The 12,418-nt window shown below is 32.8% G+C and carries 13 protein-coding genes; 11 read left to right on the top strand and 2 right to left on the bottom strand.

Annotated features, from left to right (window positions below; all coding sequences use genetic code 11):
• Nucleotides 1–738 (bottom strand): DUF975 family protein (locus RR554_RS11120; RefSeq protein ID WP_332463156.1); only part of this gene is annotated, 738 nt, incomplete at its 3' end.
• A 341-nt stretch (nucleotides 739–1,079) separates the two neighbouring features.
• Here RR554_RS11120 and RR554_RS11115 point away from each other — a divergent pair.
• Nucleotides 1,080–1,592, top strand: a complete 513-nt coding sequence (locus RR554_RS11115; protein ID WP_332463155.1) for a GNAT family N-acetyltransferase — start codon at nucleotides 1,080–1,082, stop codon at nucleotides 1,590–1,592.
• A gap of 49 nt (nucleotides 1,593–1,641) precedes the next feature.
• Here RR554_RS11115 and RR554_RS11110 read toward each other — a convergent pair whose 3' ends face one another.
• Nucleotides 1,642–2,169 carry a GrpB family protein gene (locus tag RR554_RS11110; protein WP_332468036.1) on the bottom strand — a complete coding sequence of 176 codons (528 nt, stop codon included), beginning with the start codon at nucleotides 2,167–2,169 and terminating at the stop codon, nucleotides 1,642–1,644.
• Nucleotides 2,170–2,353: 184 nt separating this feature from the next.
• Between RR554_RS11110 and RR554_RS11105 the strand changes: the two genes are divergently transcribed.
• From RR554_RS11105 to RR554_RS11060, 10 genes are all read left to right on the top strand, one after another.
• Complete coding sequence (locus tag RR554_RS11105; RefSeq protein ID WP_332468035.1) at nucleotides 2,354–3,316, top strand: ABC transporter substrate-binding protein; 963 nt, start codon at nucleotides 2,354–2,356, stop codon at nucleotides 3,314–3,316.
• A gap of 13 nt (nucleotides 3,317–3,329) precedes the next feature.
• Nucleotides 3,330–4,082 (top strand): ABC transporter ATP-binding protein, encoded by a 753-nt coding sequence (locus RR554_RS11100; protein ID WP_332468034.1) that lies wholly within the window; start codon nucleotides 3,330–3,332, stop codon nucleotides 4,080–4,082.
• Nucleotides 4,066–4,815: an ABC transporter permease gene (locus RR554_RS11095; RefSeq protein ID WP_332463151.1), complete on the top strand. Its 750-nt coding sequence runs from the start codon at nucleotides 4,066–4,068 to the stop codon at nucleotides 4,813–4,815. Before RR554_RS11100 ends, RR554_RS11095 begins: the two co-directional genes overlap by 17 nt.
• Before the next feature lie 117 nt (nucleotides 4,816–4,932).
• The gene (locus tag RR554_RS11090) at nucleotides 4,933–6,174 is read left to right on the top strand and encodes a DUF5068 domain-containing protein (RefSeq protein WP_332463150.1); all 1,242 of its coding nucleotides are present in this window, start codon (nucleotides 4,933–4,935) and stop codon (nucleotides 6,172–6,174) included.
• A 153-nt stretch (nucleotides 6,175–6,327) separates the two neighbouring features.
• On the top strand, nucleotides 6,328–6,924 hold the full coding sequence (locus RR554_RS11085) for a nitroreductase family protein (protein ID WP_332463149.1): 597 nt from the start codon (nucleotides 6,328–6,330) through the stop codon (nucleotides 6,922–6,924).
• 157 nt (nucleotides 6,925–7,081) lie between these two features.
• A complete protein-coding gene (locus tag RR554_RS11080) occupies nucleotides 7,082–8,089 on the top strand; it encodes a D-alanine--D-alanine ligase family protein (RefSeq protein ID WP_332468033.1) in 1,008 nt (335 codons plus the stop codon).
• Between the two features lie 75 nt (nucleotides 8,090–8,164).
• Entirely contained in the window at nucleotides 8,165–8,617 is a 453-nt protein-coding gene (gene argR, locus RR554_RS11075) for an arginine repressor (RefSeq protein WP_332463147.1), read from the top strand.
• Nucleotides 8,618–8,636: 19 nt separating this feature from the next.
• A complete protein-coding gene (locus RR554_RS11070; protein ID WP_332468032.1) occupies nucleotides 8,637–10,148 on the top strand; it encodes a phosphomannomutase/phosphoglucomutase in 1,512 nt (503 codons plus the stop codon).
• Nucleotides 10,149–10,160: 12 nt separating this feature from the next.
• Nucleotides 10,161–10,493 (top strand): nitrous oxide-stimulated promoter family protein, encoded by a 333-nt coding sequence (locus RR554_RS11065; protein WP_332468031.1) that lies wholly within the window; start codon nucleotides 10,161–10,163, stop codon nucleotides 10,491–10,493.
• Between the two features lie 730 nt (nucleotides 10,494–11,223).
• Nucleotides 11,224–12,418: collagen-binding domain-containing protein (locus tag RR554_RS11060; protein ID WP_332468030.1), on the top strand; the 1,195-nt coding region annotated here is incomplete at its 3' end.

The raw sequence follows: 12,418 nt of genomic DNA, 5'->3' as shown, positions 1-12,418 counted from the left end.
AAATGACTCCCAGACATCATCTTTTTCTATTTCTTGTTCTTGTTGTCCGTCTGCTAAATATTTACCTTTAGAAAGGTCATCATAAAAAGCGGCGTGACAAGTTGTTAAGTATGGTGTGATGTAGATATATGCAAGACCGAATGTCAAGCCACCTAAAATATGCCAACCGATAAAACTAAAATCTAACCAAAATAATCTCCCTTTATGTCCATCCATTAAGAGTCTGCTTTCATCGATAAAAGCAGTTGCATTCATGCTCTTTACATCAACATGAGTTGACATATCTTTATAGATAAAATTTGATTGTGAGTAGGCGTAACCTTTAACAAGACCAGGAATGATTAAAAGTAATGACCATAAAAAAGTAAAAATCATTATTAGTAAATTAATCAAGATAATGGGGATAAAATCATTTGAATTAAACAATCTAAAAGCTTGACTAGGCTCCATAGTGGCCTCTTCTTTATTTCTCACAACGTCAAGTAAAGTAAAAGAAATCCCCATAATAATAATAGCGAATATGAAATCAACAATAGGCTGAACAAGGTTAGTTGTTATTTGAGTATACCATTCTCCCTCATAGTGAGTTGAACGTGCGAACCATGCAAAGAAGAATCCAGCTAAAACTAAGAAAATCCTAAGAAGAATAGGAATTAGATTTAAGATAATAGCTTCTTTCCAACGGCCTTTTAAAGCTTCTTTTGCGTCTCGCTTAATAATGTCACTTGTTTTATACATATGTTTCCCTCCAGAGTGAAACGAATTATGTTACTTGTTATTAGTTTAAACGTTTCTATACATGTTGTAAAGGCGTGTTTAAGATGATAACGCTTATATATATAAATAAGGTTTTATGGTAAAATAAAGTATACCAATTAACTTAATATTACTAAAAGGAGTGACTGAAAATGAAAGCAGCTGTGTTTCGTTCATTGTTAGTAACCGGTCTATTTGCTTATCTTTTATTGATGCCACGGTATTTTTGGTTGACACTACTTTTACTTTTGTTGTTTTTAAGTTGGATTTGGTTTAGTACAAGTACCAAACGCTTTCGTTGGTGATGAGTGAGGAGGGATTGAATGATAATTGAAACAAAACGCTTGATTCTTAGAAATTATGAAGAAACAGATGATAAGGATGCGGCAGAATTTTTACTTGATCAGCAAGTAATGCACTATATTCCAGAAATGTTTGAGACAGAAGAAGAAGTGATTTCTTTTGTAAGAAAAGAAAAAGGGCGGAATAAATTTTATTCTGTTGTGTTAAAAGAAACAGGGAAAATGATAGGCCATCTTTCTTTTGAACCTTTTTTTGGAGATCACTCATATGAAATAGGTTGGGTATTCAACCAACAATATCATCAAAAAGGATATGCTAAAGAAGCAGCACATGCTTTACTTGACTTTGGTTTTAAAGAAAAAAATATTCACCGAATTATAGCTACTTGTCAGCCTGAAAATCCAGGATCATGGCGTTTGATGGAATCGCTTGGTATGAGAAGGGAAGGATTCTTTAAAAAATGTCTTCCTGTTGATGATGTTTGGTGGGATGAGTATTATTATGCAGTATTAAAAGAAGAGTGGTTCAATTAAAAAAACTCAAAGCTGTCACTGTTTAGTGAAAACTTTGAGTTTTTATTTTTTAATGTTGTTTCCAATGCCATTCAATGGCATTTTTTTCTAATTGTTTAACAAAGGCATCTTTGAAATCACAATACCCTTCAATGTCATGAGGATAAAGGGCAGCACCTTTTGTTTTAATGTCAGCATACCGACGCAGAGCATCTTTATTGTTACGCAAATAATCTCTCACCATAACATGTCGTCCAATTTCGTAAAGATTATCCATTTGAAACGCATGGATTTGATGAGTTCGATTATCGCCACCTTTTGCGTAATATCTTCTTTTAGGAATACCAAATTCTCCGTGTGGCAGATAACCTAGATTAGTAAATACTGTGTTTTCCTTATCTAGTGCTTCGATGTCTTTTACAACGAGTAACATGTCGATAATTGGCTTTGCAGTTAAATTAGGTACTGATGTACTTCCAATGTGGATAATTTGAACTAAATTATTGGTGGTTAATGCTTGAGTTAATGCGTCTTGTTCTTTCTTAAATAATGTCGGCCATTCTGGTTGGTACGGCACGACGTAAATATTTCTTGCCATGATGAAACTCTCCCTTAATGTTTTCTTCCGACTCATTTGAGCGTCCCACAAGAGTATCATATTCAAAAAAAAGAGGCAAGTAACAAGCCGATTGATAGAAAAAAATAAATTTTTATGTTACTTTTAACAAAGTGAAAAATTGAACCAATCACTAATTTTGATGGACGAAGGAGTATTTTTGAAGATGAAAAAAAGAACATTGGCTTTGAGTGCTATTGCTGTTTTCTCATTGGGATTACTAGCAAGTTGTGGAACTGAAAAAACAGAAAAGAAAACAAAATCAGATGAGGTAAAGGACAAATTATCTTTAAGTTTTGGGGCGATGCCTGCAGTAGATAGTTTACCTGTTTATATAGCTGAAAAAGAAGGCTTTTTCAAAGAAGAAGGTTTGGATTTAGAACTTCAAAGTTTCAAATCACCAAAAGATCGTGATGCAGCGTTAACAAGCGGACATTTAGATGGTGCTAACAGTGATTTGATAGCTTTGAGCACTTACCGACAAGGCGGTCTGGATGTTAAAGTGGTTAGTCAATCAATTGGAACATTTTCTATTTTAACCAGTAATGAAGATATTAAGACAATTTCTGATTTAAAAGGAAAAAAAGTTGGGATTGCTAAAAATCAAGCACCATATTACTTTTTAGACGAGGCGTTAAAGAAGAAAAATTTATCAGTTTCAGATATTGTCTATGAAGAAGTTCCGCAAATTCCAGTTCGTGTAGAGTTAGCAAAAAATAAAAAAATTGATGCTACGGTAGTCCCAGAGCCATTTAGAACAATTGGCTTAGCAAATGGGTTAAAAGAATTAGGCAACAGTAATGAGTTAGATATAAATGCTACAGTCTTTGGTTTTACTGGGGATAGTTTATCAAAAAATAAAAAAGCTGTGGAAGCTTTCTATCGAGGGTATAATAAAGGTGTTGATTTTATTAATGACAAACCAATGGAAGATTATTATGATGTTATGAAAGAAAAAATTGGTTTTACTGATGAGATTAAAGAAAGCGTGTCGCTACCTAAATATATACACGCAGAACAAATTAAAAAAGAACAGTTAACAAGTTCTTTTGACTGGTCGAAAGAACAAGGTATTACAACAAAAGAATGGAAAGAAACAGATGTACTAAGTCCGTTACTATCTAAATAAGAGGAGGAGCTGTATGCTAGATATCAAACAAGTGAACGTGTCTTATCACAAGCAGCGTGTGTTAGAAGAAATTGATTTAGCTGTTGGTACAAAAGAGATAGTAGCATTAATAGGCCCAAGTGGTACAGGGAAGTCAACGCTATTAAATAGTATTACGGCTCTTCACTCGATTGATTCGGGGCAAATTTTACTTAACAAAGAAAAGGTGTCACAAAAAAAACATACGATAGGTTGGATTCCTCAAAATTATGGATTGTTACCGTGGAAGAGCGTTAAGGAGAACATTCTCTTAGGTTTAAGGATTAAAAAGGTGAGCATTACATCTGAGAAACAACAGGAAATAGATGAGATGATTGAGGAACTCCAAATAAGAGAATTGCTAGATAAGTTTCCTAACCAATTAAGTGGAGGTCAACAGCAACGGGTGTCAATTGCCCGTGCCATGGTGATGAACTCTGATTTATATTTGTTAGATGAACCATTCTCAGCTTTAGATGCTATCACGCGAGAAAAAATGCAACGTTTATTTTTAACTGAATGGGAGAAAAAACCAGCACCAACTATTTTGATAACCCATGATGTTGAAGAAGCAGTTTTTTTAGGTAAGAGAATCGCTTTGTTATCTGGAAAGCCAGGGAAAATTACCCAAGTATTTGAAAACACGAGTTTTAAATTGCCTCTTACACAGAAACGATTATCTGACGATTTCTATCATGTAGCTCAGCAAATTAGGGAGGTACTTGATAATAATGATAAAGAAAAATAAGACATTTCATACACTGCTAGCTTTTGTAAGTTTGAATGTACTTTGGTATATAGCTAGTTTATTGATGAAGCAAGACATGTTACCTAGTCCTGTCTTAGTTTATCAACATCTTTTTCAAATGGATTTAGCCAAACTAGGAATGCATGCCTATAACAGTTTAGTTCGTCTTTTTTGGGGGATATTGATTGCTGTTGTTATAGGATTTTTGGTTGGCCTATTAATGGGCCGAGTAGAAAAATGGAACCAAATGTTAGATCCTGTTATTTATCTGACATATCCAATTCCTAAAATTGCATTGTTACCAATTATTATGTTGCTGTTTGGGTTAGGTAATAACTCGAAAATTATTTTAATTGCGTTAATCGTGGTTTTCCAAGTGATTTTATCGGTTAGAGATGGAATAAAAAATATTTCTGCCAGTTATTATAAAAGCCTTCAAGTTTTAGGCGCAAGTAGTTGGCAATTATTTTATCTAATTACATTACCTGCAGGACTGGCCTCTATTCTTAGTGCTCTAAGAGTGGCATTAGGAACAGCGATCGCCATTTTATTTTTTACAGAAGTTTACGGAACTGAATATGGGCTCGGTTATTTTGTAATGGACGCTTGGGGTAGGTTAGATTATTTAGACATGTATTGTGGCATACTCGTATTGAGTTTGGTTGCATTTTTATTATTTTTATTGATTGATAGGTTAGAATATCGCCTTTTAAAGTGGCGTGAATTTACTTAGATAATAGAATCCTTCTAAAAAGGATTCTATTTTTTTGCCTATTAATAAATGAATAGGTTATTTTTGTTTATAAAAGCTGTTATAATTGTATGTAATAAAACAAAAAGGGGTATTTTTATGAAGAAAAGTGTATGGTTATCAATGGTTGGTATTTCATTGCTAGCGCTAGGTGCTTGTGGGAAAGAAAAGGAAAAAGAAACGACTACGTCAAAAATATCAGAGTCAACAATTGTCTCAAGTGAAAAAACAAAGGAAACAACAGAGTCAAAGGAGAAAAAGGCAGATGTGGGTAATTGGCAAGAGATTAATGATCAATTAAAGAAAACAACAGAAGCTAAAAAATTAACAGTTCAACATGAAAGTAAAGAAGCCATTGTTAATGAAAAAGATGGTGTGAAAGTTGCTATAAATGGGTATGAATATGTTGAAATTAATGATTTTTCAAAAGATCTACGCATTACGTTTGCTGACCAAGTAGAAAAAGGTGGCGTTATTCTTGTCTCTACTACTTTAAAAAATGACTCAGACAAATCTGTTTATACAAGCGCTGGTTACACAATAAGTGTGACAGGTTTCTCTTCAGCGATTTCCAGAAATAAGAGCTTACTAGGAACAGATGTTGTAGATGATTTGGTTAAAGTTAAATACGAGATTAAACCAAAAGAAGAATTTACTGGCTATGTTGCGTTACCGGTTAAACCAGAAGCAATGGAAAAAATAGCTGAAAACGGAGAAGCCATGTTTGAATTGCCTGGTATGTATTCAAAACCGGAAAGTTTCAAAAAAGAGGATGCAATTATTGAACCAAAAGAATCTAAAATATCATTATCAGGTGAAGGTGCTGAAAAAGCGGAAGCACAAGGAGCCTTTTATGAAGATAAAGCCACTGTCGAAAATTTGGGAGAAAAAAAGATGTTAATTGACCAAAAGGATGGTAAACAAGCAGAATTTGAGGGAGCGAAAGTAACCCTAGATGGTTATCAAATAACTGAATTTACGCCAAATGAAGACGAAGCACCACGCTATAAAAACTTTGATACAGGTGTAATTGTTTTGACGGCGAAAGTAACAATTAAAAATGATGGTAAAGAAACCTTAAATCTAGGGCAAACATCGGCTACTCTAACAATTGGTAACAAAGAAAAATTAATGCATGAAAATATGTTAGAAATCAACAATGATGAAGAGTTACCAACTGGAAAAGAAGGGTCTAAGTTTATTGTTTTTGCAATGGATAAAGAATCTTACGAGAAACTATATCATGATAAAGAATTTAAACTAGATGTTAGTTTATATGATCAAAAATTTGTTCGTTTGACGGATAATGATGATTTAGCTTTTACGTTTACTAATAAATAATTAAATGAAACCAACGACTTTGAATAAAAAGTAGTCGTTGGCTTTTTTTATGAAAAAAGCTTACAAAAAGTGAGCATATTATTTTACTTATAAAAAGTTAGTTGCTATGATGCTAAAGTAATCAAAAAACAAATGTAAGGGAAAGTGAAATAAATGTCAAAATTTGTAGAATCATTAAAAAACCGTCGTTCAATTTATAATTTAGGACAAAATATCTCTTTATCAAACACAGAAGTAGAAGAGTTGATTAAGGAAGTTGTGAGAGAAACACCAACAGCTTTCAACTCTCAAACACAACGTGTGGTTATTCTTTTTGGAGATGCTCATAAAAAATTATGGACTATCACAGAAAACGCGCTAAAACCATTAACACCAGCAGAAGCATTTCCAAATACACAAGCTAAGTTAAATAGCTTTGCAGCAGGTAAGGGAACGATTCTTTTCTTTGAAGATACAGATGTGATTAAGTCTCTTCAAGAACAATTTGCTTTATATGCTGAGAACTTCCCAGTGTGGTCAGAACAAGCAAGTGGTATGACTCAATCGAATGTTTGGGTAGCTTTATCAGAAGAAAATATTGGTGCTAACTTACAACATTACAATCCAGTGATTGATGAAGAAGTAGCTAAAGAGTGGGCAATTCCAGCATCATGGAAATTAAGAGGACAAATGGTCTTTGGTTCAATTGAATCACCAGCTGGTCAAAGAGATTATATGTCAGATGAAGATCGTTTTAAAACATTTAACTAACAATAACTTTAGAAAAACTATTAAACGCACGGTGTTGTGTTTGATAGTTTTTTTGTATATATCGGTTAAGAAAGTTTTAAAAATAATAAGAATATTGAATCAAGATTTGAAAATTTGATATACTTAGGCTTAAAAAACTTAACCTTGGAGGTAACATATGAAGATTATCGTTTTAGCAGGTGGTTTTAGTGATGAAAGAGATGTGTCATTATCATCAGGTTCTCAAATTGCCAATGCGTTGATAAATAAAAATCATGAAGTATTATTAGTAGATTTATTAGCTGGTTTTCCTGAAACTACGGATTTTGAGAGTGCTTATGCTCAGTATAAAAAAGAAAATTATGCGTTTGAGGTACCTGAAACAGCTCCGAATATAACAGAATTAAAGAAAACTTTTCAAGTTGAAAGCGAAATGGGAGAAAATATCATCTCTGTTTGCCAAACGGCTGATATTGTTTTCTTAGCCCTTCATGGTGGTATTGGTGAAAGTGGTAAAATTCAAGCGATTTTTGATATTTATAATATTAATTACACAGGTTCATCGCATAAAGCGAGTGCAATAGCAATGGATAAAATTCTTTCAAAAGAGTTGATGGGCTTTCATGGGGTTAAAACGCCTAAGTGGCAAATTTATGAAGAAGGGTTGACCGTAAATTTACCATGTGTTGTGAAACCTAATAATAACGGCTCAAGTATTGGTGTTGCCTTAGTTGAAGATGAAGATACTTTATATAAAGCTATTAATAAAGCAAAAGAATATCAAACAGATATTTTACTAGAAGAAACGATTCATGGACGAGAATTTGCTGTAGGTATTTTAGGTAATGAGGTATTGCCAATTATCGAAATAATCCCTAAATCTGGTTTTTATGATTATAAAAATAAATATCAAGCAGGCAGTGCTGAAGAAGTAACACCAGCTCATTTATCCAAAGATCTTACAGAAAAGATGCAAGCAATGGCTCTAAAAACTCATAAAATTTTAGGCTTGTCTGGTTATTCTCGAATTGATTTTATGATGAACGATAGCAATGATATTTTTTGTATTGAAGCAAACACATTACCAGGTATGACACCGACAAGTTTATTGCCACAAGAAGCACAAGCATTTGGAATTGATTACGAAACATTATGTGAGAAATTAATTGCTGTTTCTTTAGATTAAAAACATTTCCTCTCTTTTTTGATCCTGTTTTTTGTTATAATAATAATTAGTATGAAAAGACAAGGAGTGTATGATGTGGGAAAGAAAAAAAGGCAACTCTTAATCAAACAAATTATTTCTCAGCAGTCAATTGAGAGTCAACATCAACTTCTAGAAAATCTTGCCAAAGAAGGTGTTGAAGCAACACAAGCAACTATCTCAAGAGATATTAGAGAGCTTAGAATTGTGAAGGTTCATGACGCCAGTGGATTGGTTAAGTATGGTATTTTGCCAGAAAAAAACAGCCAACCAGAAGACCAATTAAAAGAGGTTTTTAAAGATTCTGTGACTAACGTAACACATGTTCAATTTATGAATGTGGTAAACACTTTGCTTGGCACTGCTGATATTGTAGCAGCAGAAATTGACGAATTAAAAATAGATGGAATAGTTGGAACTTTAGCAGGAACAGATACGATTGTTCTAATTTCCAAATCAGAAGAAGATGCTAAACGTTTAAATGAGTTACTATTGTCTTATCTTGCATAATTATATTGGAGGAGATTAAATGTCAGTATTATCAGAATTACAAAATGGGTCGGATATTAGAGGAGTAGCCATTTCTCATGAAGAGTTTAGAGCTAACTTAACACAAGTCGAAGCCAAGGAAATTGCAACGGGAATTATTGCTTGGTTGAGACAAGCCAAACAAATAAAAACTAGTCCTTTAAAAATTGCAATTGGTCATGACAGTCGTTTGTCAGCCAAAGAGATTAAAGACGGATTGATTGCTTCATTTTTAAAAGAGGATGTGCTAGTGTTTGATGCAGAATTAGCAACAACACCAGCTATGTTTATGGCTACTCAATTTAGTGAATTTGGAGCAGATTGCGGAATTATGATTACCGCTAGTCATTTGCCGTTTTATTACAATGGCATTAAGCTTTTTACCAAATCTGGGGGAGCAGAACATGAAGATATTGATTATATTTTAGCTAATACAACTTCTTTTGATGAAAAAGAATCTGATAAAGGTCGTGTTGAGAAAAAAGAAATTATTTCTTTATACGCAGAAGACATGGTTAAAAAAATTCAAAAAGAAACAGAAGACAAACAACCATTAAAAGGATTTCATATTGTTTTAGATGCTGGTAATGGAGCGGGTGGTTTCTTTGCTGAAAAAGTATTGTCAGAGTTAGGTGCTAATACAACGGGCAGTCAATTTTTAGAACCAGATGGTCGTTTTCCAAACCACATTCCAAATCCGGATAATAAAGAAGCTATGGCTAGTATTAAACAAGCAGTGTTAGCAAATACAGCTGATTTAGGTGTAATTTTTGATACAGATGTTGACCGTGCAGCAGTTGTTGATAAAAGTGGTCAAGTAATCAATCGAAATAGTTTGATAGCTGTCTTGGCACAAATTGTTTTAGAAAATGAAAAAGGCCAAACTATTGTTACTAATTCACCAACCTCAAGCCATTTAAAAGATTTCATAGAAGACTTAGGTGGTAAACAAGTTCGCTATTTATGTGGCTATCGTAATGTAATTAACAAGGCGATTGAGTTAAATGAAGAAGGAATTGAAACACCTCTTGCTATTGAAACCAGTGGACATGCAGCATTTAAGGAAAATTACTTTCTTGATGACGGAGCATATGTTATTGCTAAAATTTTGATACTGTTACCGAAACTTAAAAAAGAAGGAAAAAATATAGGAGAATTAATTGAGAAATTAAAACAACCAGCAGAAGCGCAAGAAGTACGTTTTAAAATTTCTGGAGATAACTACCGAGTGTATGGGAATGACGTTATTAAAGAATTAGTGGATTTTGTAGATGCAACGTCAGGGTTTAGTGTTGATCCAGAAAATGAAGAAGGGATCCGTGTTAATGTTAGTGATAACTATGGATCAGGTTGGTTCCTTTTAAGAATGAGTTTACATGAGCCGTTGCTTGTTTTACAGGTTGAAAACGATGTAGTAGATAAAAATAAATTAGTATTTACTAAATTAAGCGAATTTTTTACTCAAAAGGGTCGTTTAAATACTGAAAAATTATCAGCTGTCTTAGGGCAGTAGGAAATAATTACTGTGAAAAGAGAGATAAATCAAGGACCAAAAATTTATTTTGAGAAAAAAACGGTTCAGGCAATGATTGATATTTACTACAAGCAATATAAAGACGATGAGCATCTTATTGAAAAAGAAGACGTAGAAAATTACGCCATGTCACGTTTAAACTATTGCCGATTCGGTGAAGAGAAACCAACATGTAAAGTTTGTCCGGTGCATTGTTATAAAAAAAGCTATAAAGAGAAAATGCAAAAAATTATGCGTTATTCTGGACCTCGAATGATGATTTATCATCCCGTCATGTCTGTTGAACATTTTGTGAAAGAATGGCGATTTAAGCGTCGTAAATAATTAATAAATTGTGTGAAATTTAAATATAAAAATGAAAAGAACAAAATCGAAAAAAAGATTTTGTTTTTTTGTGCAAAAAAAATAAAAAATTAATCAAAAGATAGATTTATCAAGGAATAATCTTATAAAAAAACCTTGTCCAGCTATTCTTTTTTGGAATAGCTAGACAAGGTTTTTAGTATTTTTTATCCTTATATTCGATTTAGAAGATTATAAATTTTAAAACCAAACAATTTAAGAATAAAAAAACAAAGAATAACTGAAGGCTGGTTCGATAAAGATATGTTAAATAAGTTTAAAATTAAATGATTTAAGCACAAAAACATTGATATTAGCAGTTGATTTATTATAAAAAACATTTAAAATTTCACGAACTTTAGAATGTGTTTATTTGTAATAATTCTTGTTTTAGTTTATCCGATTGTTTAAAACACACATTTTATAATAGGGTTGGCAAAATATGCGAATTTGAGTTAAAATAGACTTTGAACACATAAAAGGCTTTGATGTTGCTTTTTTGTTTATATTATTGAAAAAGTAAATTAACAGAATATTTTATTTATACGTTGAAGAGGAGGTGCTATTTAATAACAGATAAGATTGTATGAGAGATGCTTTTATTTTTATAGGCATACAATTTTAATATACGTAATCTATGAGAAAATAATAAAATATCTGTTTGTTAGATAGTAACCAAGCAATAACTCATTGCAAGAAAGAAGGATGCTGTATGAAATTGTCTAAAAAAATTATTTTTAGTTTTATTGGTATTGTACTGATGCTCGTTCTTACAACAACGGGCTATTCATTTTTTGAAGATGTTTATTTAATTAAAGACGGTGAAACGTTTTATAAAGATGTTCCAGAGGCTAAAAGTAGCCCCCTTGGAGCAGCAAATTATTTTCATATATTTGCTAATAAAGCTAATTTAAGGAATCATACTAACGGAAATGTCGCGACAAGAGAATTGTCCGGTGACTCTAATTTTGGAACGCAAAATATTCAAGAAATGGAGTACAATTATGCTCAACAAGTTAAAAATATTAATGGAGCTTCTGGAATTACAGGGCATACAAAAATGGTATTTGGAAAAGATGTCAGAATAGATTTATCTGAATTTAATCGCCCAAAAGTCAATGGTAAACAGATGGATAGAATAAGTGGTAATGATATTTATCAAGACAAGGCTCCAAATGTCTACATTGATTTTGATGCTGAATTTCAAAAACTTAATAATGTGAGCAAGAGTATTATTGATCATGAAGTTGATAGAACTTATAGTAGTGCTGATTTTCCTGATCGTAATATTCGTGTGATAGATGCAAGTGAGTTTAATAAAAAAGATGTTTATATAAAATTAACTTCTGATGTGCTGCAGACAGGGACGCCTATTACGATTGCTGGATTAGAAAAAAATAGTGGCGACGGGCAATTTAAAAACGTTTACATAACTGTGGATACAGGAAATCAATCATCATACACAATGGATAGTCAAATAAAATTCCGTTATACAGATGGTTCTGAAAGAGGAAATAAAGAAACTATTGATTTTAGCGATAGTACTGTTTTATGGAATTTTGAGCAGTATGGGTCACCTTTTTCAGGAAGCATTAATTTAAGGTCAACGTGGGTAGGGAGCATGTTAGCTCCAAAGGCGTCGGTTGGTGGGGAACAAAACATCGATGGTAATATTATAGCTAATGAATTTAGAGGAGCAGGAGAAACTCATAGTTGGCATTGGCAAAAGAATAAAGGTGGCGTTGTGTTAGAGAAAACAGATAGTGAAGATGGGGCATTTTTATCAGGCGCAGAATTTTCTCTCTACAATGCTGAAACAAAGAAATTAGTAAAAGAAGGACTTACAACAAATGCTGATGGCCAACTAGAAGTAAAGGATTTGCCACTTGGCAAGTACTATTTCAAAG

This window comes from Vagococcus sp., assembly GCF_036639995.1.
Classification (GTDB): Bacteria; Bacillota; Bacilli; order Lactobacillales; family Vagococcaceae; genus Vagococcus.
The sequence above is the reverse complement of the archived record's forward strand: the minus strand, read 5'-3'. Positions and strand labels throughout refer to the sequence as shown.